18 protein-coding genes are annotated in these 25,716 nt (G+C 69.4%); 14 read left to right on the plus strand and 4 right to left on the minus strand.

What is annotated here, in order from left to right; all coding sequences use genetic code 11:
* Window positions 1–7 precede the first annotated feature (7 nt).
* A complete protein-coding gene (gene ptsP / locus ACYQ1K_RS10925) occupies window positions 8–2,014 on the plus strand; it encodes a phosphoenolpyruvate--protein phosphotransferase (RefSeq protein WP_459983026.1) in 2,007 nt (668 codons plus the stop codon).
* A gap of 67 nt (window positions 2,015–2,081) precedes the next feature.
* Here the strand turns inward: ptsP and ACYQ1K_RS10930 are convergent, their stop codons facing one another.
* Entirely contained in the window at window positions 2,082–2,363 is a 282-nt protein-coding gene (locus ACYQ1K_RS10930; protein ID WP_459983001.1) for a MerR family transcriptional regulator, read from the minus strand.
* A 168-nt stretch (window positions 2,364–2,531) separates the two neighbouring features.
* Between ACYQ1K_RS10930 and ACYQ1K_RS10935 the strand changes: the two genes are divergently transcribed.
* Window positions 2,532–2,972: an Hsp20/alpha crystallin family protein gene (locus tag ACYQ1K_RS10935; protein WP_459983002.1), complete on the plus strand. Its 441-nt coding sequence runs from the start codon at window positions 2,532–2,534 to the stop codon at window positions 2,970–2,972.
* Here the strand turns inward: ACYQ1K_RS10935 and ACYQ1K_RS10940 are convergent.
* Window positions 2,962–4,140, minus strand: a complete 1,179-nt coding sequence (locus ACYQ1K_RS10940; protein WP_459983003.1) for an ROK family transcriptional regulator — start codon at window positions 4,138–4,140, stop codon at window positions 2,962–2,964. The genes ACYQ1K_RS10935 and ACYQ1K_RS10940 overlap by 11 nt on opposite strands.
* A gap of 198 nt (window positions 4,141–4,338) precedes the next feature.
* Between ACYQ1K_RS10940 and ACYQ1K_RS10945 the strand changes: the two genes are divergently transcribed.
* Window positions 4,339–7,392, plus strand: coding sequence for a glycoside hydrolase family 3 C-terminal domain-containing protein (locus ACYQ1K_RS10945; RefSeq protein ID WP_459983004.1), 3,054 nt, complete (start codon window positions 4,339–4,341; stop codon window positions 7,390–7,392).
* A gap of 95 nt (window positions 7,393–7,487) precedes the next feature.
* Here ACYQ1K_RS10945 and ACYQ1K_RS10950 read toward each other — a convergent pair whose 3' ends face one another.
* Window positions 7,488–8,384: a MaoC/PaaZ C-terminal domain-containing protein gene (locus tag ACYQ1K_RS10950; RefSeq protein ID WP_459983005.1), complete on the minus strand. Its 897-nt coding sequence runs from the start codon at window positions 8,382–8,384 to the stop codon at window positions 7,488–7,490.
* 127 nt (window positions 8,385–8,511) lie between these two features.
* Here ACYQ1K_RS10950 and ACYQ1K_RS10955 point away from each other — a divergent pair, with 127 nt between their 5' ends.
* The gene (locus ACYQ1K_RS10955; RefSeq protein ID WP_459983006.1) at window positions 8,512–9,474 is read left to right on the plus strand and encodes an NADPH:quinone oxidoreductase family protein; all 963 of its coding nucleotides are present in this window, start codon (window positions 8,512–8,514) and stop codon (window positions 9,472–9,474) included.
* A 70-nt stretch (window positions 9,475–9,544) separates the two neighbouring features.
* Window positions 9,545–10,162, plus strand: a complete 618-nt coding sequence (locus tag ACYQ1K_RS10960; RefSeq protein WP_459983007.1) for a TetR/AcrR family transcriptional regulator — start codon at window positions 9,545–9,547, stop codon at window positions 10,160–10,162.
* A 78-nt stretch (window positions 10,163–10,240) separates the two neighbouring features.
* Here the strand turns inward: ACYQ1K_RS10960 and ACYQ1K_RS10965 are convergent, their stop codons facing one another.
* Window positions 10,241–11,416 carry an iron-containing alcohol dehydrogenase gene (locus tag ACYQ1K_RS10965; RefSeq protein ID WP_459983008.1) on the minus strand — a complete coding sequence of 392 codons (1,176 nt, stop codon included), beginning with the start codon at window positions 11,414–11,416 and terminating at the stop codon, window positions 10,241–10,243.
* 189 nt (window positions 11,417–11,605) lie between these two features.
* Between ACYQ1K_RS10965 and ACYQ1K_RS10970 the strand changes: the two genes are divergently transcribed.
* The 9 genes from ACYQ1K_RS10970 (at window position 11,606) to ACYQ1K_RS11010 (ending at window position 25,300) form a co-directional block, all read left to right on the plus strand.
* Window positions 11,606–12,739: a sugar ABC transporter substrate-binding protein gene (locus ACYQ1K_RS10970; protein ID WP_459983009.1), complete on the plus strand. Its 1,134-nt coding sequence runs from the start codon at window positions 11,606–11,608 to the stop codon at window positions 12,737–12,739.
* Window positions 12,736–14,277 (plus strand): sugar ABC transporter ATP-binding protein, encoded by a 1,542-nt coding sequence (locus ACYQ1K_RS10975; protein WP_459983010.1) that lies wholly within the window; start codon window positions 12,736–12,738, stop codon window positions 14,275–14,277. The genes ACYQ1K_RS10970 and ACYQ1K_RS10975 overlap by 4 nt, the downstream gene beginning before the upstream one ends.
* Before the next feature lie 68 nt (window positions 14,278–14,345).
* Window positions 14,346–15,365, plus strand: coding sequence for an ABC transporter permease (locus ACYQ1K_RS10980; RefSeq protein ID WP_459983011.1), 1,020 nt, complete (start codon window positions 14,346–14,348; stop codon window positions 15,363–15,365).
* The gene (locus ACYQ1K_RS10985) at window positions 15,362–16,960 is read left to right on the plus strand and encodes an AMP-binding protein (RefSeq protein ID WP_459983012.1); all 1,599 of its coding nucleotides are present in this window, start codon (window positions 15,362–15,364) and stop codon (window positions 16,958–16,960) included. Before ACYQ1K_RS10980 ends, ACYQ1K_RS10985 begins: the two co-directional genes overlap by 4 nt.
* An 84-nt stretch (window positions 16,961–17,044) precedes the next feature.
* Window positions 17,045–18,010: a zinc-binding dehydrogenase gene (locus ACYQ1K_RS10990; protein WP_459983013.1), complete on the plus strand. Its 966-nt coding sequence runs from the start codon at window positions 17,045–17,047 to the stop codon at window positions 18,008–18,010.
* A gap of 70 nt (window positions 18,011–18,080) precedes the next feature.
* Window positions 18,081–19,766 carry an acyl-CoA mutase large subunit family protein gene (locus tag ACYQ1K_RS10995; protein ID WP_459983014.1) on the plus strand — a complete coding sequence of 562 codons (1,686 nt, stop codon included), beginning with the start codon at window positions 18,081–18,083 and terminating at the stop codon, window positions 19,764–19,766.
* Window positions 19,767–19,772: 6 nt separating this feature from the next.
* Window positions 19,773–20,183 (plus strand): cobalamin B12-binding domain-containing protein, encoded by a 411-nt coding sequence (locus ACYQ1K_RS11000; protein WP_459983015.1) that lies wholly within the window; start codon window positions 19,773–19,775, stop codon window positions 20,181–20,183.
* Entirely contained in the window at window positions 20,176–21,726 is a 1,551-nt protein-coding gene (gene meaB, locus ACYQ1K_RS11005) for a methylmalonyl Co-A mutase-associated GTPase MeaB (protein WP_459983016.1), read from the plus strand. The genes ACYQ1K_RS11000 and meaB overlap by 8 nt, the downstream gene beginning before the upstream one ends.
* A gap of 166 nt (window positions 21,727–21,892) precedes the next feature.
* Complete coding sequence (locus tag ACYQ1K_RS11010; protein WP_459983017.1) at window positions 21,893–25,300, plus strand: NAD-glutamate dehydrogenase domain-containing protein; 3,408 nt, start codon at window positions 21,893–21,895, stop codon at window positions 25,298–25,300.
* Window positions 25,301–25,716: the final 416 nt, after the last annotated feature.

The raw sequence follows: 25,716 nt of genomic DNA on the forward strand, positions 1-25,716 counted from the left end.
GGCCCCGATCGCCGGACCGGAGGCCTCCGGCACCTTCACGGTCGCCAACCACCACGGCCTCCACGCGCGGCCCGCCGCACGCCTCGTCAGTGAGGTCAGCGGCCTCGACGCCGCCGTCACGCTCACCAATCTCACCACCGGGGCTGGACCCGTGCCGGCGGCCAGCCTCAGCCGAGTCGCCACCTTGGGCGCGCAGACCGGACACGTGGTCGAGATCAGGGCCTCCGGGCCTCAGGCGCAGGAAGCGATCGAGCATCTGCTCGCCTTGGCTGCGCGCCACTTCGACGAGACCGCCGGCGCCGGCCCCGCTGCTGCGAAGCTCCCGGAGACGTCCGCGGGCCCCCTGGGGGCGTCGCCCGGCATCGCGATCGGGCCCCTTCGGAGACTCGCCCCGCCCGCCCTCGAGGTCGACGACCACGAGGTGGGTGACCCCGGCGCGGAGTGGCGTCGCGTGGTCGAAGCCGTCGCGGAGGTAAGGCGCGAGATCGAGCACCTGCGTGCCCTGACCGCCCGAGAGATGGGGGAGGGCGAGGCTGGCATCTTCGACGCGCACCTGACCTTGTTGGCCGACACCACGATGCTCGCCGACGTGAAGGCAAGGATCGGGGACGGCGTCGGCGCGGTGGCGGCCTGGTCCTCCTGCCTCTCGGCCATCGAGCACGAGTGGTCGGGTCTCGCAGACCCCTACCTCCGCGAGCGGGCGGCCGACGTCGGTTCGGTTGCCGACCAGGTCCGACGCGCGCTCGCCGGAGCGCGAGGGCACCGGGCCATCGACGAGGGGATCCTGGTGGCGCGCGATCTCACACCGGCCGATGCTGCGGGGCTCGACAAGACGCTCGTGCACGGCATCGTGCTCGCGGGCGGCAGCGCCACCTCGCACGCTGCGATCCTGGCGCGCTCCCGCGACCTGCCGATGGTGCTCTCGGCGGGACGCGACATCCTCGAGGTGCCTGAGGGGACGCTCCTGGTCATCGACGGCACCACAGGCGAGGTCCACGTCGATCCGGCGGCGGACCTGGTCGACGGCTTCCGGCGCCGCGCCGTGGACCAGGCCGCGCGCCATGCGCGTGACCTCGCAGCAGCCGGCCAGCCTGCGACCACCCGCGACGGCACCCGCGTCACGGTCGCCGCCAACCTCGGCTCCCTCGCAGACGCCCGGGCGGCTCTGGAGGCCGGCGCCGACGAGGCGGGACTGGTGCGCACGGAGTTCCTGTTCCTCGAGCGCAGCGCACCACCGGACGTCGCCGAGCAGGAACAGGAGTACGTCGCGATCGCTGAGGCTCTGGGGCATCGGCGCACGACGCTGCGGACGCTGGATGTCGGTGGAGACAAGCCACTGTCCTATCTGCCGATGCCGCCCGAGGAGAACCCGTTCCTCGGACTGCGCGGCCTGCGTCTCGCACTGGAGCGTCCCGAGCTGCTGCGCGCGCAGCTCGACGCGATCTGTCGGGCCGCGCGGGTGGCTCCGACCAGCGTGATGTTCCCGATGGTCTCGACCGTCGCCGAGCTCCGCGCAGCGCGCTCTGCGCTGTCCGCGGCTGCAGGTGCCGACGGGCTGCCGCCCTCCTTGCGCGTCGGCATGATGGTGGAGGTCCCCGCCGCTGCCCTGAAGATCGAGTCGTTCCTGCCTCTGCTCGACTTCGTCAGCATCGGCACCAACGACCTGACGCAGTACACCCTCGCCGCCGAACGGGGGAACCCCGGCGTCGCAGCCCTCTCCGACGCCCTCGACCCCGCCGTGCTCCAGCTCATCGCCCACGTCTGCCAGGCGGCGCGGGGGCGAACCGACGTGGCGGTCTGTGGAGAGGTCGCCGGCGACGACCTCGCCGTGCCGGTGCTCGTGGGGCTCGGCGTGCGCGAGCTGAGCGTCGCGCCTCGCGCGGTGCCGCGGGTCAAGGCCCGCGTCCGCGAGCTCGACCTCGAGCAGTGCGAGGTCATCGCCAAGCAGGTGCTGCGGCTCGACGGCGCGGACGAGGTCCGGGCGTTCGTGGCCGCGGCCTTCGGCGCGTGCTAGCGACGCGGGTGCCGCTGGAACGTCTTCCCCTGCCGCGGTGCGGCATGCGTTCGCCGGCGGACGTCGGCTACCCGGCGTGATCGTCGAGCCGCTGTTCGAGCTCCGTGATCCTGTCCTCGAGGACGAGGACGCGGGCGATGCCGGCCAGGTTGAGGCCCTCGGCGAGCAGCTCTCGGATGCGGTGCAGGGTCTCGATGTCGTCGGGACTGTAGAGCCGTGTCCCACCTGCCGTGCGATCGGGACGGAGGAGCCCTCGACGTTCGTAGACGCGCAGGTTCTGGATCTCCATCGAGACCATCTCGGCGGCCACCGAGATCGCGAACACGCCGCGCTTGCTGCTCGTCGCCACCGATCACCTCCGTGCGTTCCTGCGCCGATGAGAGAGGCCTGCCGCCTGCCCGCATGCCCTCTTGATCGCCTCTGGCGGCAAGGGTATAACAAATCTGTACCCATCAATACAGGTGCTGGTCCGGGAGAGCTGCCGGGCCACGACTCGATCAGAACCAGGAGGACTGTGATGCTGCTTCGAAACACCGACCCGTTCCGCGACTTCGACCGTCTCACCCAGCAGATGCTGGGCAGCACCAACCGTCCCGCGGTGATGCCGATGGATGCCTGGCGTGAGGGCGACCGGTTCGTCATCGAGTTCGACCTGCCCGGTGTGGTGAAGGAGAGCATCGATCTCGACGTCGAGCGGAACGTGCTCACGGTCCGGGCCGAACGGGTCGCGCGCAACGGCGACTGGGAGACGCTCGCCGCCGAACGGCCCAAGGGTGCGTTCAGCCGCCAGCTCGTGCTCGGGGACAACCTCGACCTCGACCGCATCGAGGCGCAGTACGCCGACGGCGTCCTGCGACTGGTCGTTCCGGTCGCGGAGCGGGCCAAGCCACGCAAGATCCAGATCACCGGCACCTCGACGGAGAGCGAGTCTGGCTCGCCGGCCGAGCTCACCGGCTGAGATCAGCCGTCCCACTCGGCGCCGCGGCGAGAAGCGCGGCGCCGAGCGCCTCGGCCCGCGCGCCGAGCTCGGCCCGCACGACTCGCATGTCGTGGTTGGCGACCGGCGGCAGGGCTGAGTCGAGCGCGCGACCGGCTGCAGCGAGCAGGGCATCGCTGGAGCCGGGACGCGCCATGAGGTCGCCGCCGATCACCACCAGGCGCGGGTCGGTGATGGTGCAGACGCTGGCCAAGGCGGTGCCGAGGACCTGCCCTGCATCGGCGAGCAGTCGCAGCGCCCCGCGGTCGCCGGCGTCCGCCAGGTCGAGCAGGGCGTCGACCGTGGCGGCCGGGCCGAGCGTGTGGGCGAGGGCGGCGACGAGTGCTCGCCTGCTGACGAGCGTCTCGAGGCAGCCTCGCGCCCCGCACCGGCAGATCTTGCCGTCGCTGACGACGGAGAGGTGGCCGAGCTCTCCGGCCATGCCAGATGCCCCCGTGTGCAGCCGCCCCCCGAGGATCAGGCCGCACCCGACTCCTTCGCCCAACATGACGTAGACCAGGTCGTCGACCCCCGCACCCGCGCCCAGTCGCCACTCCGCGAGCGCGCCCAGGGTCGCGTCGTTGCCGAGATGGACGGGAAGGCCCGTGCGCTCAGCCAGGACGCGCCCGATGTCGACGCCGCCCCAGTCCAGGAGCATCGGCGGTGAGCCCAGGACTCGCGAGTCGACCACCGGCGCCGAGACCGCGACTCCGACACCCAGGACACGGTCGGGCTCGACCTCGCTGGAGGCGAGCAGGTCGGCAGTGCTGCGGGCAACGCGGTCGAGGGAGGCGGCCGGCTCGTGGTCGACGTCGAGGACGTGATGCTGCTCGGTGACAAGGGTGCCGTCCAGCGCCGTGAGGACCACTCGCAGGTCGGCGTGGCCGAGATGGATCCCGACCACCGAGCCGGCGCGAGGGGCGAGCCCGAGCGAGACCGACGGCCGGCCGCCGCTCGTCGAGGGGTTGGTGCCGAGCTCGACCAGCACCCCCGCCTCGATCAGGCTGCCCACCAGCGAGGAGACCGCGGAGGTCGACAGGCCGGTCACCCTCGCGACGTCCGCCCGGCTGCACCGCGGATGGGACCGCACCGCGGCGACGACGGCCTCCCCGTTCCTGGTCATCGTCGAGCCCGTCTCCCGAACAGTCACGCGTGCAGCGTACCGAGCACATTAGTCCCGGAAAAGGACAAACAAGGCAAAAGATCCTCTGTGTTCATCCTTGACCGGGACAATGAGGCAACCGTACGGTCATGAGACCCCGGTCACTCGTCCATCTCTCCGGCGGCGCCTGGGGCGACCTACTCGGCGCGCATCCCTCTCGGGGCTGCGCCTTCTCTCGGAGCTCTCATGGTCAGCAGACAACGCCATCCCGCCCTGGCCGCGCTCGGCATCGCCGTCGCCTCGGGCACGCTCGCAGCCGCCGCCGTCGGCACCAGCGCAGCAGCCACCACCCCTGCCGCTCACGCGGTCGGGTCGCCACCGACGTCCTCGCCTCTCTACCTGGACCGCTCACACACGCCGGCGGAGCGAGCCGCAGACCTGGTCTCGCGGATGTCCCTGGCCGAGAAGGCCCAGGAGATGAACAGCAGTCAGGCGCCGGCGATCCCTCGACTCGGCATCGCCGCCTGGGGCTGGTGGAACGAGTCCAACCACGGGGTCAACGCCTCGACGATCACTCCGACCGGCAACGCCACGACGCTGACCAACACCACGTCGTACCCCTCGGACCTGTCCATGGGCAGCAGCTGGAACCGGGAGCTCGTCTACCGCGAGGCGTCCCTCATCGGCGACGAGGCGCGCGACACGGCGCCTGCCAACCGCCTCAACCTCGACTTCTACGCGCCCACGGTCAACCTCTCGCGCGACCCGCGCTGGGGTCGCAACGATGAGAGCTGGAGCGAGGACCCGACGCTGACCGCGGCGCTGGCCGGGCAGTACGTCGACGGCCTGCAGGGTCAGACGCCGGAGGGCGTGCTGCCGGCGTCGGCCAACGGCTACTACAAGGCGATCGCCACGCTGAAGCACTACGCGGCCAACAACAGCGAGGTCAACCGCCGCAACGGCTCCTCCGACATGGACCAGCGGACGCTGCGGGAGTACTACACCAAGCAGTTCGCCGACATCATCGAGCAGGCACACCCGGGCTCGATCATGAGCTCCTACAACTCCGTCAACGGCGTGCCGGCTGCGGCCAGCGTGCAGCTGATGAGCGACCTGGCTCGCGACACCTACGGCTTCGACGGCTACTTCACCTCCGACTGCGACGCGGTGCGCGAGATCCAGAACGGCCACCACTGGCAGCCGCCGACCGCCTCGGCGCCGCTGGACCAGTACGGGCGCTCGGCGTACGCGATCTCGGCCGGTGAGGACCTCGACTGCAACTGGGGCTACCACGACCAGTACAGCTACGGGAACACCGTCCCGACCGCGATCGCCCAGAAGATCAAGACCGAGACCGACACCTTCAACGTCGGCGACGTCGACACCTCGCTCACCCGGCTCTTCACCGCCCGGATGGAGACCGGCGAGTTCGACGACGAGAACCAGGTCGGTTGGGTCCGTGAGGCCCGCCAGCGCCTCGGTGGCGCCACGTGGACCAGCTCGACCGACAACAACGCCGTCACTGAGACGCCGGCGCGCCTCGACCAGGCTCAGGAGAGCGCGGAGAAGGACCTGGTCCTGCTCAAGAACGACAAGGTCGGCGACTCGCCGCTCCTGCCGCTGAGCGTGCCGAAGAGCTCGCCCTACAAGGTGGCCGTCGTCGGCTACTTCGCCCACCCGCAGCAGCTCTTCACCGGTGGCTACTCCAGCCGTCAGGTCAATGCCGGAGCCGCGAACAACGTCGACGCCTACACCGGGATCAAGGCCGCCATCCAGGCCCGCAACCCCGGCGCTCAGGTCGACTTCCTGCCCGGCGTCACCGGCGGCACCACCGCGTCCCGGCTGAACACCGTCGACGCGGCCACCATCGCCGCGGTCAAGGACTACGACGCCGTCGTGGTCGTCGCCGGCACCGACGGCAGCACCGCGTCGGAGGACCACGACCGGACGACGACGGCGCTGCCCGGCGCCCAGGCGTCGATGATCAGCCAGGTCGAGGCAGCCAACCCGCGCACGGTGGTCTACCTCCAGACCGTCGGCTCGGTGGACGTGCGCAGCTTCCAGGCCACCAGCCCGGCTGTCCTGTGGAGCTCCTACCTCGGCCAGCGCCAGGGGCCTGCCATCGCCAACGTGCTGCTCGGCAGCGTGAACCCGAGCGGGCACCTGCCCTTCACGTGGTACACCGACGACAGCCAGCTGCCGTCCATCACGGACTACGCGATCCGGCCCAGCCAGTCGGCACCCGGCCGCACGTACATGTACTACACGGGGACGCCCAGCTTCTCGTTCGGGCACGGTCTGGGCTACAGCGGCTTCCGCTTCTCCGACCTCAAGGTCGCCAAGGCCAGCGTCGGTGCGTCCGACACCATCTCGGCGACCGCGACGGTCACCAACACCGGTGACGTCACCGGCACGGCGACCCCGCAGCTCTACGCGACGACGCCGTTCGCCTCCGCGGCGGACGAGCGACCTGCGAAGCGGCTGCTCGCCTTCGACCAGGTCGTGGTGAAGCCGGGGCAGTCCGTCGAGGTGCACTTCTCTGCACCCGCCTCGCAGCTGGCGTTCCTCGACGAGGCGACCCAGACGATGAAGGTGGACCAGGGCAGCTACGGACTCGAGCTCGCGGCCTCCGCCTCCGACGTCCGCGACCAGACCTCGGTGAAGATCACGGGCGAGCTGGGCCGCGTGCCCACGACGGTCTCGGTGCGTCCGGTCGAGACCGGCGACGCCGCCGCCGACGTCGCCCAGCGCGTCGCCTTCGACGTCGGCACCAGCATCGACCCGCAGGTCACCGTCGCCACCGACGACGAGGCTCTCCACGGCTACATCAGCAAGGGCCGCAGCACCCCGCTGCCCACCGGGACCAAGATCCGCTACCAGTCGAACGACACCGACGTCGTCGCGGTCGAGGAGGGCGGCAAGGTCCTGCACACGGTGGGCTCCGGAGTGGCCACGGTGACCGTCGACGCCACCTACCACGGCCGGACGGTCAGCACGTCGTTCGTCGTCAACGTGGCGCCCCTGCAGATCACCTCCCCGTCGACGGCGACGTTCACCGCGGGAACAGCCGGCACCTCCACGGTGTCGACCGCGACCACACAGTCGCCGACCGCGGACGAGGTGCCGAGCATCTCGGTCGACGGCACGCTGCCGGCCGGGTTGACCTTCACCGACAACGGTGACGGGACGGGCACGATCTCCGGCACGCCGACGGCCGCCGGGACGTTCACGGTCCAGGTGCGGGCGAGCAACAAGGTCAGCCCGACGGCTACTCAGGAGCTGACCATCACGGTTCGCTGACGCCACACCGCACGTCACGACCGAAAGACGCGGTCGCGGGCCTCGCCCGCGGCCGCGTCTGCCTTGTCGCCTGGGGCAGGGTCCGCTCCTCGGGACTACTCCTCGGGCGCGGGGAGCTCGAGGGTGCCAGCGGATATCGCATGGTGACCCCCGTCGTTCACGACGTCGAAATGAAGGATCCGGTCGTCTGGCCGAGCAGCTCGCACCGTCAGGCAGGTGTGGGGGAAGACCGGCGCGGTGAACTGGCATGAGACTGACGAGATCCGCGTCGGCGAGCCTGGCAGCTGCGCCGTGATCGTCGAGATCGCACGTGCCAGCACCTCGGTCCCATGAAGGACGGTGCCGGGCAGGCCCGCCGCCTTGGCGACGCGCCGGTCCGTGTGGATCGGGTTCCAGATGCGCGAGCACTCCGTGTAGATGGGTGCGTTCGTCTCGTCGACGTGGAACGTGCCGATCGGCGCGAGGTCGCCTGCCGTCCGCGTCGGCCGGCTCGCTCGTCGTGCGCTGAGCTGCTCGCCCCAGAGGCGCACCCCGGGATAGAGCATGTGGGTCCGCGTGACGGCGACGACCTCGTCGGAGTCGTCTGTCGTCGTGAACTTCGTGGCGATGTGAACCGCACGTGTGCGTTGCTCGGCGACGTCCAGCTCGGCGACGGTGGTCAGGACGTGGCCCGGCCGGATCGGCGTGTGCAGAGTCGACGTCTGCTCGACGTGGAGACCTCGGTGGAGCGTGGTCGGCGTCAAGGCGATGCCAGGTGCGCCCGTCGCAACGAGAGGCCACTCGAGGCACGCCGAGAAGGTGGGGTGGGCGATGATCCCGTCGGGTAGCTCGACGTCGACGTACGCCTGCCGCGTGTCGCTGACTCCGGCGGCGAAGGCGAGCAGCCAGCGGTCGGAGACCTCATGCGTCACCTCACGCCGGGCAGGCCCGTCCGGGAGCACGTAGATGGTGTCGTCCTCGAGCCTCGTGCGGGGCCCTGGGTTCGCGCGCATCGTTCTCCATCCCATGACGTCTCTTGTCTGGACTGACCGATCGGTACAATAATCTCGTCAAGGAGGGAATGCAACCGCTCCTTCCGGAGACGAAGTACCGTACGATCGGTACAAGAGAGGATCACTCATGAAGGCAATGCAGATCGCGACCCTCGGCGGCCCCGAGGGCATGGAGCTCGTCGACGTCCCCGAGCCCCTCGCTGCCCCGGGTGAGGTGCTCATCGATGTGAGGGCTGCCGGGGTCAGCTTCGTCGACTTCCTGATGACCCAAGGGCTCTACCAGGACAAGCCCGAGCTCCCCTTCGTGCCGGGGATCGAGGTCGCGGGAGTCATCAGGAGCGCACCCGAAGGGTCGGGATTCCAGGTCGGCGATCGAGTGGCGGCGTACGTCAAGATCGGCGGCTACGCGGAGGTGGTCGCGGCGCCGCTCGCGACGACCATGGCGCTTCCCGACGAGCTGGACTTCAACCAGGGCGCCGCCGTCGCCATGAACTTCCAGACGGTCCACTTCGCGCTGGCGAGGCGTGGGCGGGTGAAGGCTGGCGAGCATGTGCTGGTCCATGGCGCCGCAGGCGGGATCGGGACGGCGGCGATCCAGGTCGCCAAGGGCCTCGGTGCCAGGGTGACCGCGGTGGTCGACGCCTCGGTGAACGTGAAGATCGCCGAGGTGGCGGGGGCCGATGACATCATCGTGGCGGACGAGGGCTGGGCCAAGCAGGTGGCAGCACTCGGACCGGTCGACGTGACGGTGGACCCGATCGGTGGCGACTACTTCACCGACTCCCTCCGTCTCCTTGCTCCAGAGGGCCGGCACCTGGTGATCGGCTTCGCTGCGGGCAGCATCCCGGAGGTCAAGGTCAACCGCCTGCTGCTCAAGAACATCGAGGTCGTGGGCGTGGGCTGGGGTGCCTTCCTCGCGATCGACGAGACGATCGCCGCGGCGTCCGCGGCCGAGCTCGGGCGGATGGCCCGCGAGGGCTTCGTGCGGCCCGTGGTGGGAGCGACGTTCCCCCTCGAGCGCGCTGCTGACGCACACGCCGCGCTTCGCGACCGAACCGCGTCGGGCAAGCTGGTGATCGAAGTGGCCTGAGTAGGGTGTCGCCTGTCGAACGGGCGGGACCAGGGCGGTAGCCCGTGAGAGCGAAAGCGAGGATGGAGTGGTGTCTGTGGGAGCGGGTCAGGCAAGCCGGCGTGTCAACCGGACCGGCGCCGCGTCCCGGGAGCGCATCCTCACGATCGCGGCGAAGCTGTTCGCCGAGAACGGCTACCACGGGACCGGCATCGAGCTCATCTCGAGCGAGGCCCAGCTCGGGCGCGGCGCGCTCTATCACCACATCGGCAACAAGGAGGCCCTCCTCTTCGAGATCTGCCACTCGACGATCAGTGATCTGCTGAGGGACTCCGAGGTCGTCCTCGCCCGTGGCGGCTCGGCGATCGATCGGTTCCGTGGACTCATGGAGGTCGGGATGACGAGCATCGCGAGTCGTCTTCCGGAGTGGCGCGTCTCGCTGCACGACTTCGGTGCCCTCACGGGTGAGCGGCGCGAGATCATCCGCGAAGGCCGCGATCGGTGGGAGAGGATGGTGGCCGACGTCCTCGTCCAAGGTGCCGAGGCCGGTGAGCTCCGCCGGCTGGACCCGATCGTCACCAAGGGCGTGATCGGCATGTTCAACTACTCGATCGTGTGGATCTCGCCCGAGGGGTCGATCAGCCCGTCGCGCATCGCGGAGAAGTTCTGCGACGCGATCCTGGGTGGGATCGCGCATCCAGAAGGCTGAGGGTCCAACGCCCACGTCGAAGGCCGGCACCGCCTCAGCGGGGCCGGCCTTCGACGTGGGCTGTCACCTGGCCCGGTGCTACCAGACCTTCTCGAGGAGCTCGTAGACGACCTGCTCGTCGACGGGTCGAGGCGACTCGCGGACCACGATGTCCTGCAGCGTGGCCTTGGCGACGGCCGACATCTTCTCGCGTCCGACCCCGAAGTCCGACACACGCCGTGGGACTCCGAGGTCGTCGAGGATCCGCTCGAGTCGGTCGGCTGCTGGCAGCTCCTCGGTGTCTCCTTGAACGCGGGCCATCGAGGCAGCCATCGCGCGCTGCTCGTCGTGTGTCACGGGCTCGAGGAACCTGACGACGTGGGGGAGCATGATGCAGGAGGTCACCCCGTGAGGGATCCCGACCGCTCCGAGCTGGTGGCCGATCGCATGGGAGAGGCCAAGCGAGACGTTGTGCACGCCGATGATCGACATCCACGCCGCTTCCTGGCAGCGCAACGCGGCGTCGTAGTCGAGCGGGTCCTTGACGGACTTGGGCAGATTCTCGGCGAGCATGGCGAGAGCCCCGTTGGCCAGCGCCGTGGTGAAGGGGTGCGCATTCTTCGCATACGAGGTCTCCACTGCATGGTCGAGGGCGCGGACGCCGGTGGTCGCCCAGAGGTCGCGTGGCGTGTGCGCGCAGATCTCTGGATCCAGGAAGACCACCTTCGGAGTGAGCTCGAGGTAGCAGGTGATGTCCTTCGTGTCCCGCTCGTGATCGACCGTGCCGGCGAAGCCGTCCCACTCGGCGGCTGACAGCGTCGTCGGCACCGCGAGAACGGGAAGGGGAGACGTGGTCAGGGGCCGGACGCGGACCGTGCTGGGATACTCGAAGCGGAGATAGTTCCTCGAGATCTCCTCGACCGTCGCATTCCCCTCCGTCAAGGAGATGGCGGCCACCTTCGCAGCATCGATGGGCGAGCCGCCGCCGACGCCGACGAACGAGTCCGCCTCGGCCTTCGAGCTGTACTCGATCAGGTCGACGATGGTCTCGACCGGGTTGTGCGCCTGGATCTCCTTGTAGACGCCGGCCACCCTGTCACCGAGCTCGGCGACGAGGTCCGCGAACCACTCACTGGACCCGACCGACCTCCCCGTCACCACCACGGTTCGTGACAGTCCGCGGCGGTCCAGCTCGGCCGCGATCTGGTGGACCGAACCGGCGCCCTGGATCACGGTCTCGACCCGCGGCATCTCGAACGTGCGTACTTCGCTCATGCCCTTCAACTTTCCTGTCAGGTGTGCTCTGGTGCAGAGCTCGTTCGCCAAAAACGTACCGTTCGGTCAGTACGGAGTCTAGGCCTCGCGGGAATTACTTGTGACCGTTGACACATGACAGAACGGCATGTAACAGTACTGACCGATCGGTACAGAAACGAACGATTGCACCCTTGAATGGAGCCCGTCATGAAGCGGAAGAAGTGGTCGGTCCTCATCAGTGCGGCCGCCGTGGTGGTCGCGTTCGCCGGATGCGACGCCAGCGGCACCACTGCCTCAGGCTCCGCGGGGACGAGTGCAAGCGCCAAGGCCTTCGCGGAGAAGGCGCGCGCTCTCGTGGCGGCGGCGTCGGGTGAGATCCCGACTCACGGTCCGACCACCGCCCCGGCGATCGAGCCACACAAGAAGATCGTCACCATTCCCTGCTCTGCCGGTGCGCAGGGATGCAAGTTCGCCGTCGACCGGTTCGCAGCGGCTGCGAAGGCGGTCGGCTGGACGACCACCATGATCGACCCGGCCGGTGACCCGGCGAAGATGGCGGCCGCGGTCAACCAGGCCGTCTCCGAAGGCGCCGACGGGATCTACTCCGTCGCCATCGACTCCGCCAACCTCAAGGCGCCGTTCGGGGCAGCGAAGGCGGCGGGCGTCCACACGGTCTGCTTCTCCTGTGTCGACGACCCGAAGCTGCTGCTCGCCACCCTCCCTGACGAGGCCCAGCTCCAGCAGGACGGCTACGTCCTGGCGGCCAAGGCCTTCCTCGACTCGGGGGAGAATCTCAAGGCCGTCCTCATGAGGGACAGCGAGTTCGGCAACACGATTCGTCGTGAGCAGGGCGTCCTGCGCTTCATCGACGACTGCCGGGCCGCCGGAGCGAGCTGCACGCTGGTGGCGCAGCAGAACTTTCTCGTCGGCAACATCAGCACCAGCGTGCCGCAGCAGGTGGCGGCGTTGCTGCGGAACAAGCCGGACTGGAACGCACTGATCGCGCCGTACGACGCAACGCTCCTCTATGTGCTCCCGGAGCTCCGCAACAGCGGCCTGGTCAAGGACGGGCAGCGCGCCTACGGCTTCGACCCGCTCGACCAGAACATCTCCTGGATCCGCGACAACGACGTCGAGGCGGCGACCGTTGCCTCCCCGTACGACTGGATCGCGAACGCTGCCATCGATGAGCTGAACCGGGCCTTCTCCGGGCAGCCGGCGGTCGACGAGGGCGTCACTGACAAGCTCGTCTCGTCGCACAACGCCCCCGCCGAAGGCAAGACCTACGTCGGCGACGGCGACCCTGCCGCCACCTACGCGAAGCTCTGGGGCCTGTCGTGACGAGTCCGTCGAGGGCGGCGACCGCTGACATCGCCATCGAGATCGACGGCCTGTCGAAGACCTTCGGAGGGCATCGAGCGCTGTGCGACTTCACACTCCGGCTTGCGCCGGGTGAGATCCACGCCTTGGTCGGCGAGAACGGCTGCGGCAAGTCAACCCTGATCAAGTGCCTGTCCGGCTACCAGGCCCCGGACGCGGGCGCCAGACTCACCGTGGACGGCGCGACCATGACATTCCCGTTCTCGGCAAGCCAGGCCGCTGAGCACGGACTGGTCTTCGTCCACCAGGACTTCGGCATCGTGCCGAGCCTGAGTGTCATGGAGAACATCGCGCTCGGGGGTGGCTTCGCGACGCACGGCGGACGCATCAGGTGGAGGGAGCAAGCGCGTCGAGCGACCGCCGCCCTTCGCCTCCTCGGACGCGACGACATCCCGCCCGAAGCAGCAGCCGGCGAGCTCCCCGCCAGCTCACAGGCGATCATCGCGATCGCGCGTGCACTCGCAAGCGCGCAGAGCGGGGCGAGCCTCGTCGTCCTCGACGAGCCGACCGCCGCACTGCCGCAGACCGAGACCGAGGCGCTGTTCGCCGCGGTTCGGGCGCTGGCCGCTGCCGGGAGCGCCGTCCTCTTCGTCTCGCACCGCCTCCAGGAGGTCTTCGACCTGGCGCACCGCGTCACCGTCCTGCGCGACGGCCGAGTGGTCGGCCACTACTCGACGCGCGACCTGGACCAGCGCACGCTGGTCAACAAGATCGTCGGCCGCGAGCTGAGCGCCCTCTACCCGGACTCGACCGCTGAGGTCCGCGAGGCGGTGGCGCTCGATGTCAGGGACCTGAGTGGGGCGAGCGTGCGGGAAGCGACGTTCGTCGCCCACCGCGGGGAGATCCTCGGCATCGCCGGGCTCCAGGGCTCCGGCCGGAGCGAGCTGCTGCGACTCTTGTTCGGGGCCCAGCATCGGACCAGCGGCGAGGTGGTCCTCCGCGACCGTCGCGTTCGGTTCACATCGCCCGCGCAGGGGATCGCCGCCGGCGTGGCTCTGGTGCCCGAGGACCGGATGCGCCAGGGGATCTTCGGCGCGATGTCAGTCAGCCACAACGTCACGCTGCCGACACTGCGGAAGTACTGGCGCAAGGGCCGCCTCCGCGGCCGGGCGGAGCACAGTCGCGTCGAGGAGCTGATCCGCCGCTTCGACATCCGCCCGGGCAACCCGTCCCAGGTCATGGCCCGTCTCTCCGGTGGAAATCAGCAGAAGGGCGTCCTGGCGAAGTGGCTGGAGACGGAGCCGACGCTCCTGCTCCTCGACGAGCCCGTCCAAGGTGTCGACGTCGGGTCCAAGAGCGAGATCTACCACCTGCTCGAGACCTGGGTGGAGGCGACGTCGGCAACCGTGGTCATGGTCAGCACCGACTTCGAGGACCTGCGCGCGGTCTGCCACCGAGTCCTCGTCATGAAGGAGGGCCGCATCGTCGCCGAGCTCGAGGGCGCCCAGAAGACGGTCGACCGCATGCTCGAGCTCGCCTACCTGCCGGGGGTGGCCTGATGTCGACGGCGAGCCGCGAGCAACCCCGGCAGATTCCTCCCGAAGCCACGACGACGAAGGACAAGGCGTTGGACAAGACAACCGCCACCACCATCACGGGCTCGGCGCAGCCCGCGACGGATGAACGCGACGCGCGCAGCGCCACCCCGACCGCTCAGCGCGCCGCGCAGTGGGCCCTTCCCCTCATCCTCGTGGCGCTGGTCATCGTGTTCTCCGTGCTCAAGCCTGCTGCGTTCGCGACCTCCGGGAACGCCAGCACGATCCTCGGATCGCAGGCGGTGCTCATCCTGGTCGCCTTGGGCGCGATGCTCCCGCTCATCGTCGGGCAGTTCGACCTCTCGGTCGGCGCCAACATGGCAACCGCATCTCTCACGCTCGCGAAGGCCGTGGGCGAGTGGGGCTGGTCGCCGGCCAGTGGCGTCGTCCTGGCGCTCGCCGTGTCGACGGCCCTCGGCGTGTTCAACGGCTTCGTCGTCGCCTGGGTGGGCGTCGACTCGTTCGTGGCGACCCTCGCCGTGAGCTCGCTGCTGTCCGGTGCCCTCGTCTGGACGACCGACGGGACGATCATCTCGGGCGGCATCCCCAGCTCGCTGGCTGCCTTCGGTCGCCACAGCGTGGGCCCGATCCCGACGCAGTTCCTGGCCGTGGTGATCCTCGCGGTGATCACTCAGTACGTCCTCCGGATGACGCCGACAGGTCGATACCTGTACGCGATCGGCGGCTCGGCCGAGGCGTCTCGCCTGTCCGGGATCAACGTGCGCCGACTCACGATGGCCGCCTTCGCTGCTGACGGGCTCCTCTGCGGCATCGGCGGGGTGTTCCTGGTCTCCAAGCTGGGGTCCGCCAGCCCGACGACGGGGCCCGAGTTCCTCCTGCCGGCCTTCGCGGCCTGCTTCCTCGGGGCCACCTCGATCAGGCCCGGATCGTTCAACGTCCTGGGCACGGTCCTGGCTGTCCTGGTCCTGGCGGTCGGCACGACGGGCCTGCAGATGTTGGGTGCCCCCTTCTACATTCAGCCGATCTTCGCTGGACTGGTGCTCCTAGCCGCTTCGCTGGCCACGCGCTACCTGAGGAACCAGCAGTCATGACGAACCCACCAGCCTTCCCGAGCCGCGAGGACGCCGTCCTGCGCTACGTCCTCGACCGGCGCGCGCAGGAGGAGCCGGACAAGCCGTTCGCCGTCTTCGACGGCGGCTCGACCTGGACCCGGGCAGAGCTCAGATCGCGCGTACGGCGTGCCGCCGCGTCGCTGGAGCAGCTCGGTGTGAGCCAGGGGGACCACGTCGTGGTCTGGCTGCCGAACGGACCCGATGTCCTCCTCTACTTCTTCGCGATCAACTACCTCGGAGCCGTGTTCGTGCCGATGAACACCGCCTATCGCGGGGGCGTCCTGGCGCATGCGCTGCGGACGTCCGACGCCGAGATCGCGATCATCGACGGCGGCCTGGCCACTCGCCTGGCTGAGCTCGAGGACCGCGGCCGGCTCAACCGTGTGGTGACGGTCGGTCCGGCTCCGGAGGCCCTCACCGGCCTGGACGTGATCGGCGCCGACGACCTTCCGGACGGCGGCGAGGGGCCGAGCGAGCTGGCCCGCCCCATCGAGCCGTGGGACACGCAGTCGATCATGTACACCTCCGGGACGACCGGGCCGTCCAAGGGCGTGCTCTGCTCCTACATGCAGGCATACGTCAGCTTCCACGAAGAGACGATGCCGTTCCTCACGGGCGCTGATCGGTTCCTCATCAACATGCCGTTCTTCCACATCGGCGGGGCGACGCTCACCTACACGATGCTCGTGAACGGCGGCTCGATCGCGATCGTCGATCGCTTCAGCGGGGAGCGCTTCTGGGCGCAGATCGAGGAGACCGGAAGCACCGTCGTCTTCCTCCTCGGCGTCATGGCGAGCTTCGTGCAGCAACGCGAGCCTTCGCCCGCCGACGCGGACAATCCCTTGACCAAGGTGTTCATGGTTCCGCTGGTCGACGACGTGCCTGCGTTCTCCAAGCGCTTCGGGCTCGACGTCTACACGATCTACAACATGACCGAGCTCAACGCGCCGTTGCTCTCAGACGCCAACCCCACGCTGCGCGCCACGTGCGGGCGCATGAAGCCGGGCGTCGAGGTGCGGCTCGTCGACCACGCCGACCGGGAGGTGCCGATCGGCGAGGTCGGCGAGATCGTGGTTCGGACCGAGCAGCCATGGGCGCTCAACCACGGCTACTACAAGATGCCCGAGGCGACGGCTGTCGCCTGGCGCAACGGCTGGTTCCACACCGGCGACAGCGCCCGCCGCGACGCGGACGGCAACTTCTTCTTCGCCGACCGGCTCAAGGACGCCATCCGTCGACGTGGGGAGAACATCTCGTCGATGGAGGTCGAGGTGGAGATCCTGGCCCACCCCGATGTTCGCGAGGCCGCGGTGGTCGCCGTGCCCAGCGAGGTCGCCGAGGACGAGGTCCTTGCCGTCGTGGCGCCCCGCACGGGTCACACGATCGACCCGGCTCAGCTCATCGAGTTCCTGGTGCCGCGGATGGCGTACTACATGGTCCCGCGCTATGTGCGCGTCGTCGATGAGCTGCCGAAGACCGAGACCGCCAAGATCCAGAAGGCGAGCCTGCGTGGCCTCGGGTTGACCCCGGACACGTGGGATCGCGAGCGGGCAGGGATCAGGGTGACCCGCTGAGTCGCGCTTGTCCTACCGCGTGATCGCCATCCACGCGTCGAGCCCGATCGGCCGCCTCCAGCGGCACACACGAAGGAGAGTTCCATGAAGGCTGCCTACGTGCAGGCGCCCGACCCCACCGATCCGCTGGCAGCTCTGGTGATCGGTGAGCGGCCCGAGCCCACGCCTCCGACCGGTTGGGCCAGGATCCGCGTGAGCGCCGCGTCCCTCAACCACCACGACATCTTCACCCTGCGAGGAGTCGGGGTGGCCCCAGGGGATCTGCCGATGACCCTCGGCTGCGACGCCGCCGGCATCGATGACGACGGCAACAGAGTCGTGGCCCACGCGGTGATCAATGCCCCCGACTGGAGCGGACCGTCCCTGCTCGACCCGACGATGTCGGTGCTCTCCGAGAAGGTGCAGGGCAGCTTCGCTGACTACGTGATCGTCCCGCGGCACAACCTCCTGCCTGTTCCCGACGGCGTCAGCCTCGACGAGGCATCGTGCCTGCCGACAGCGTGGCTGACGGCGTACCACATGCTGTTCTGCCAGGCCGGCCTCACTGCTGGTGAGTCGGTGCTCGTGCAGGGTGCGTCAGGCGGCCTCGCCGCCGCCACGGTCGTCCTCGCAGCGTCGGCGGGCATCAGGGTGTGGCTGACCTCCCGTGATGTCGCCGCTGCGGTCCACCTCATGGACCTGGGTGCCGACCAGGTCTTCGAGCACGGCTCTCGACTGCCCGGACGAGTCGATGCTGTCCTCGACGGAGTGGGATCGGCGGCGTGGCCGCACTCGCTGAAGGCGCTGCGTCCGGGAGGGATCCTCGTCGCAGTCGGGGGAGTCAGCGGCTTCGACGGGAGAGTCGACATCGGGCGCATGATCCGGAACAGACTGCGCATCGCCGGGTCGATGATGGGGTGCCGCGACGACCTCGAGGCCCTCCTGAGCTGGTGCGCGAGCGGTCGTGTGCGGCCGGTCATCGATGAGGTCATCGGGTTCGACGACCTTCCCGCAGGGCTCTCGCGGATGGTCGCGGGAGGGCTGGCGGGAAAGATCGTCGTGCGCCTCTGACCGACCTGCCGCACCGCCTCGCCGGTCCGGCACTGCCCGACGAACCAGATGAAAGCCACAGGAGGTAGCCGTGCTCGACAGCACGTTCTCATCGAGTGCCGAGGAAGCGCGCAAGGCCTGGACCGAAGCGGTGGACCGCCGGTATGGAGGCACGTCGTTCGACCACGTCAACCGGTCGGGTGTCACCGTCCGCCCGGTCTACGACGCCACCGATCTGCGGGCCGCCGGCCTCACCGCGGCCGAACCCGGCCAGTTCCCCTACGACCGCGGCATCTATCCGATCCACTACCAGCACCAGCCGTGGATGGACCTGCAGATCATCGGCTACGGCGTGGCCTCGCAGCTGCGTGAGCGGATGGACCTGCTCAAGGCCGCCGACGGAGCCAAGGGCTACTTCGGTGGAGAGGCCTACAACCTCATCTTCGACATGCCGACCTCCATGGGCTACGACCCGGACACTCCAGGTGTCGGTGGAGCCATCGGCGACTGCGGAGTCTCGATCGTCAAGGCCTCCGACTTCGAGACCCTCTTCGCTGGGAAGGACCTGGCCCGGACCCACGTGTCGATGGTCTGCAATGCGGGCTCACCCGCCATGCTCGCCCTCTACCTCGCTGCCGCCCGCCGCATGGGGGTGTCCGGCGACAGGCTGGCCGGCAACATCACCAACTACATCTGGGACTTCTTCGGTCATTGCGGAGGCGTGAACTTCTCGCCGCGCGGAAGCTACCGGCTGTGCGTCGATGTGGCGGCCTACTGCGCCGAGCACGCGCCACGGTTCAACACTGTGACCGTCAGCGAGCACAACATCTGCGAAGCGGGGGCGAACCACGTCCAGGCGCTCGCCTTCAGCATGGCGACGATCGTGGCGCTGAACGAGGAGGCGGTCTCCCTCGGGATCGACCCCGACACGCTGCTGCCTCGCTATGGGTTCCATGTCCGCTACGGAGAGGACTTCTTCGAGGACGTGGCCAAGACCCGTGCCCTCCGACGCATGTATGCCCGGATCAACTCCGAACGGTTCGGTGCCACCCGGACCGGCTCCCTCACGGCGCGCATCCACGCGCAGACCGCGGGATCGCTGCTGACCGTCCAGCAGCCGCTCAACAACCTGGTCCGCAATGCCTACGGCGCGCTGTCAGCCGTGATGGCGGGCGTGAACGGCATGACGATCAACGCCTACGACGAGGCGCTGGGCATTCCCACCGAGGAGGCCGTGACGCTGTCTCTGCGCACGAGCCAGATCCTCGCCGAGGAGACAGGCGCGGCCAAGGTGACCGACCCCCTCGCGGGGTCCTACTACGTGGAATCGCTGACCTCCGAGATCGAGGCAGCTGCTCAGGTCCTGCTCGACGAGATCGACCGGCAAGGTGGCCTCGTGGCCTGCATCGAGAGCGGCTGGGTCCAAGCGCAGGTGGCGGAGTCGGCGTACCGGTGGCGGCAGGAGGTCGAGTCCGGAGAGCGTGTCCTGGTCGGCGTCAACAAGCACACGACCGACGAGCCTGACCAGACTCGGGTGTTCCGGCCAGACCCCGCCACCGCCCAGCTGGCGCTGGAGGACCTGCGCCGGCACCGCGCGGAGCGCGACGAGGCGCGCACCCGCGCGGCCCTGGCCGACCTGCTCGCTGCGGCGACGGCCGTCAACGAGGGCCGGGAGATCGGATCATGCACGGCCGCCCTCGTCGCATCCGCCGATGCGGACGCGACCTTGGGCGAGATGCAGGCGGTCCTGTTCAGCGTCTTCGGTCGGAACAAGTGAGGAACCATGACAAAGCAACCACGCGTCCTGCTCACCAAGAGCTTCATCGACAGCCACGACCGCGCGATCAAGACGATTGCGACCGCCCTGCGCGATGACGGCATGGAGGTCGTCCTCGTCGACTACGAGACGCCCGAGGACATCGTCGCCATGGCGATCGACGAGGACGTCGACGTGATCGGCATCAGCTTCATGTCAGGAGGCCAGGTCGAGACCACGACCGACGTCCTGCGCATCCTCGCCGACCGTGGCTCGTCCGGGGTCCCGGTCGTCGTCGGCGGGACGATCCGGCCCTTCGACGTGCCGGCGCTCAGCGACGCCGGTGTCTCCGCGATCTTCCGAGGGGGTGAGATGCTGGCCAAGGTCTCCGCGCGCTTCCAGCAGCTCGCCGCCGACCGCCAGCGGACCCATGCCTGAGTCCCTGACGGCGCCCGCCGCGCCCACCGTCTCCGCCGTGCTCGATGGCCTCGCCGCCGGTGACCGGCGGTGGCTCGCCAAGGCGATCTCGGCGCTCGAAGACCAGACGCCGCTCGGCGCTGATCTCGCTGAGCGGCTTCGACGCCAGCAGCCCTCGGCGCTGGTCATCGGCCTGACCGGCCCACCAGGTGCCGGCAAGTCCACTCTGATGAGCGCCCTGACCGCGGCCTACGCCAGCCGCGGACGCCGGGTCGCGGTGCTCCTGGTCGACCCGTCGAGCCCGCTGACCGCGGGCGCCGTGCTGGGGGATCGGATCCGGTTCCGCCAACGCGATCTGTCCGACGACGTCTATGTCCGCTCCCTGGGCAACCGCGGGCACGCCGGCGGGCTGACGATGGCCACCTCGGACGTCATCCGGGCTCTGGAGGCGTTCGGGTTCGACACGGTCCTGATCGAGACCGTCGGCGCCGGACAGTCCGAGGTCGGCGTGACCGCGCTCGCCGACTGCACCGTGTGTGCGAGTCCGCCAGGGCTGGGTGACTCGGTGCAGGCGATCAAGGCCGGGATCATCGAGGTCGCCGACGTCTTCGTGGTCACCAAGAGCGACCTCCCGGGTGCGGCCCAGGTGGCCGCTGAGCTACGCCGCGTCGCGCTGCGACGAGGTGACGAAGGTCCTCGACCCATCGTCCGGGTCTCCAGCGTCTCAGGGGAAGGCGTCGACGAGCTCGTCCAGCTCCTCGATGGGCGCCGCGGCCTGCCGTCGGCACGAACGACCCCCGTCGAGCATCCCGGCGGCAGGGCTCTCGGCCCGCTCCATGGCCGCGTCGCTCTCGTCACCGGAGCGTCGAGCGGTCTGGGCCGTCACTTCGCCCGCGTGCTGCACGGCGCCGGAGCCCGTGTCTACATCGCGGCTCGTCGCAAGGAGGCATTGGACGAGCTCGCCGGTGAGCTCGGCGATCGCGTCGTGGCCGTGCCGTGTGACGTGACCAGCGAGGCAGACCTGGACCGGTTGATGGACATGATCGGCCCGCGGCTCGACGTCGTGGTCAACAACGCCGGCCTCGGCGATGTGATCGCCGCCGAGGTCGAACCGGTGGAGCAGTTCCGGGCGGTCGTCGAGGTCAACCTGGTCTCGGTGTTCGCGATCAGCCAGCGTGCCGCCCGGATCATGCTCGAGCAGGGTTCGGGCTCGATCATCAACGTCGCGTCCGCTCTCGGGCTCGGCGCCTCCCACCCGATCCCGCAAGCAGGCTACGCATCCTCGAAGGCGGGCGTCGTCAACCTGACCCGCGAGCTCGGAGCACAGTGGGCGCGCCGCGGAGTCCGGGTGAACGCCATCGCGCCCGGTTGGTTCCGCTCGGAGATGACCTCCGACATGTTCGACAGCGACCGGGGCGCCGACTTCATCAAGCGGAACACGCCCATCGGAAGAGCGGGCGAGGCGGACGAGCTCGACGGTGCGCTTCTCTTCCTGGCGGGCGACAGCTCTACGTACGTCGTGGGGCAGACGCTCGTCGTCGACGGCGGCTGGACCATCCACTGACCATCCACTGACCATCCACTGACCATCCACTGACACGGTCGAGGCGCCGGCGACACCCGTCGACCGTCGAGGGTATTTCGGGCCTCGAGCGTGCCTCTGCGAGACGGCGTGGGCATAGACTGCCGGGTGCCGTGCGCGCGACGGCGGAACGCTGGTGGAGGCGATGGTGACCACTCCGGAGGCGTGGCTGGCCCGGGTCGCGGAGCTGCTTCCCGGCACCGTCGGGGGCGACTCCGGGGACCTGCACGGCCGTTATGCGGACGCGTTCCCCCGCGGTTTCATCGACACGCACCGGGCTGACTCGGTGCCGGCGTACATCGCCGCACTCGAAGGCTATGCCAGGCGGCCGGTGCCGACACTGCAGCTGGTCGAGCCGACGCAACCGTCGGGCGACGGCGCGGCCGAGCGCCCGCACCTCGTGTTGCTGTGGTCCACCCCGGCACCGGCGCTGCTCGCCGACGTGTTCCCGGTGCTGGAGAACCTGGGGCTCCGGGTCGCGTCGCACGGGGCCTTCGAGGTGCTCCCGGCGGACCGCGCACCCGTCCGGGTCGAAGAGTTCAGCCTGCTGCCGCGCGACGCGCTGGCGCTGCTCGACGACGGCATCCGGGATCTGGTCACCGAGGCGTTCGATGCGGTCTGGTCGGGGACGGCCGAGGACGACGAGCTCAACCAGCTGGTCGCGCGGGCCGGGCTGTCGTGGCGTGAGGTGATGGTCCTGAGGGCGGTCTCCGCCTACCTGCGCCAGGCGGGGACCTTGTTCACGACGGCGTACGTCGCCCGCACCCTCCGCGCGCATCGCCCGATCACCCGGTTGCTCGTGGACCTGTTCAAGGCTCGGTTCGATCCGAGGCCCGGTGGCGAAGCGCGCGAGCACCAGGTGCGTGGGTTGCTGGAGGGGGAGCTGGCGGCGATCGACAACCTGACCGACGACCGGCTGCTGCGCTCGTTCCTGTCGGTCATCACCGGCACCATGAGGACGAGCTACTTCCAGGTGGACCAGCGCGGCGATCCGAAGCCCTACCTGGTGCTCAAGCTGGAGCCGTCGGGGTTCGAGTTCCTTCCGCGGCCGCGGCCTCTCGTCGAGACCTTCGTGTACTCGTCCCGGGTCGAGGGCCTTCATCTCCGCTCGGCCCGGGTCGCACGCGGCGGGATCCGCTGGTCCGACCGGCCCGAGGACTACCGCACCGAGGTCCTGGGCCTGATGAGGGCCCAGCTGGTGAAGAATGCCGTGATCGTGCCGCAAGGTGCCAAGGGCGCCTTCGTCGTGAAGCGCCCACCGGCCGTCACCCACATGCACGCACTGGCCGAGGAGGTGCGCCACGGCTACTCGACGTTCGTCCGCGGCCTGCTCGACGTCACGGACAACCTCGTCGACGGCGTGGTGGTGCACCCGGCAGCGACGGTCTGCCACGACGGCGCCGACCCCTATCTCGTGGTTGCGGCCGACAAGGGAACCGCGACGTTCTCGGACCTGGCCAACGGCATCGCCGCCGAACACGACTTCTGGCTGGGCGATGCGTTCGCCTCCGGCGGGGCGACCGGATACGACCACAAGGCTTTGGGAGTCACCGCCCGCGGGATGTGGGAGTCGCTGCGCCGCCACCTCGGCGAGCTGGGCATCGATCCCACCCATGATCGGTTCACGGTCGTCGGGATCGGAGACATGTCGGGGGACGTCTTCGGCAACGGCATGCTGCTCTCGGACCGGATCCGGCTGGTCGCCGCGTTCGACCACCGGCACATCTTCCTCGACCCCGACCCTGACTCCGCCTCGTCGTTCTCGGAGCGCCAGCGCCTGTTCGCCACCCCCGGATCATCCTGGGCGGACTACCGGCCGGAGCTGTTCTCCGAGGGCGGCGGGGTCTACCTCCGTACGGCGACCTCCGTGCCGCTCACGCCGCAGGTTCGGGGGCTGCTCGGCGTCGAGACCGACCGGATGTCGGCGGACGAGCTGGTCCGCGCCGTGCTGCGGGCACCAGTGGACGTGCTGTTCAACGGGGGGATCGGCACCTACGTCAAGGCCTCCGATGAGTCGCACGGCGTTGTCGGTGACCGACGCAACCAGAGCGTCCGCGTGGACGCGACCGAGCTCCGTGCCCGCATCGTGGCCGAGGGCGGCAACCTGGGGGTGACGCAGCGGGCCCGCGTCGAGTACGCCGTGGCGGGCGGCAAGATCAACGCCGACTTCATCGACAACTCGGCCGGTGTGGAGACCTCGGACCGGGAAGTGAACCTCAAGATCCTGCTGGATGCCGCGATCGCAGCTGGACGCCTCGATCGGGCACGCCGTGACGAGCTTCTCCATGAGGCCGCCCCCCAGGTCGTCGCCCACGTGCTCGCCAACAACGCCGCCCAGGCCCAGTCGCTGAGCGTCAGCGAGTGGCTGGGGCCGCTCCTGTTGGATCCGCTCGCCGACGTGATTCGCCTCCTCGAGCAGCGCGGCGTGCTCGACAGACGTGAGGAGAGCCTGCCCGACGAGGAGGCACTGGCCCGGCGTCGGGCCGACGGAATCGGCATGACGCGCCCTGAGATGGCGTTGCTGCTGGCCTCGGCGAAGAACACCTACTCGCAGACGCTGCTCGCCTCCGACGTCCCGGACGACCCGGGCGTGCGGGCCGACACGCTGAACAGATACCTGCCACCGTCGTTGGCCGAGTTCGGCGACCTGATGGCCGTGCACCCGCTGCGTCGCGAGATCGCGACCAGCGTGCTGGTCAACGAGATGATGAACCGGCTGGGCTCGGGTTTGGTGCGACGCGTCATCGAGCTCAGCGGTCAGCACGAGCCACAGGCGGCACTGGGTTATCTCGCAGGCCGCGACGTGCTGGGGCTGCCCGCTGTCTGGGCCGAGATCGACCACCTCGACATCGCCACCCACGGCGCGGTGCAGACCCGCATGCTGGTCGAGCTGCGCACCGTGGCGGAACGCTCGACCCGGTGGTTCCTGCGCCATCGGCATGTCGTGGATCCCGCGTTCGAGGTCACCCGCCTCCGTCCCGGGGTGGCGAAGCTGGTCAGCTGCCTGCCCGATGTCCTCCCGGCGACCGCGCACGCCCGGCTGCAGGCCCGGATCGACTCGCTCGTCGAGGCGGGCGCGCCTACCGACCTGGCGCGCGACGTCTGCGTGCTGCGGAGGCTCAGCGCCGCGCTGGACCTGGTGGAGGCCGCCCACGACGCGGATGCCGATCTGCCGTGGTTCGCCGAGGTCTACTACGGACTGGGGGAGCACCTCGAGCTGGACTGGTTGAGTCGGCGCGCGACCTACGAGCCCGACGACAGCCATTGGCTGATGCTCGCGAAGACGTCGGTCGCCGATGAGCTGTGGACCTTGCAACGCCAGCTGTCGATGGCCGTCCTGGCCAATGTCGGCGCGGAGCGTCCGCCTGTCGAGGCGATCGACATCTGGCTGACCGGCAACCACCAACGGCTCAGCCTCTATCAAGAGACTCTGCTCCGCCTGCATGAGGCGCCGGAGGTCGACCTGGCGATGCTGTCGGTGGCGCTCGAGGGGCTTCGGACCCTGCTCTACGCCGCCCACGAGCAAGGTCGGCCGGTCGGCCCGTCCCGCGGGTGACGGGCGGGTGCTGCCCTCGGCGACCTGGTGACGGTCGGGGGACGGGCGAGGGCTTGCCGAGGGCCGGGCGGAGGGCCGCCTCCCTGGCCGTGCCGACGACACCGCGAGTCGGGACTTGTAGGGCAATCCCGGGGCGAGGAGGTCCGGAAGTGCGTCCGGTGACTGTGGACCACACCGTGAGCCCTTGCAAGTGAATCGAATGTGTGTTCTAATTGATCAAGATCTTCGGTCGCCCGTTCACGGGCGGCTCCCTCCACGTTGATCTGCTGACTTGTCCGTCTGCTGTCCGTGGAGCCCTGATGACTTCTCCTTTTCCGGAGCCGCCTCGTCGGCCGGCTGTGACGCGGTCGCATCAGGTGCACCGGTTCCTGGGCCGGCTGGGTGAGGTGTTGGACGAGGTCAGTACTGACACCGTC

It is taken from the genome of Nocardioides sp. AN3 (assembly GCF_054653495.1).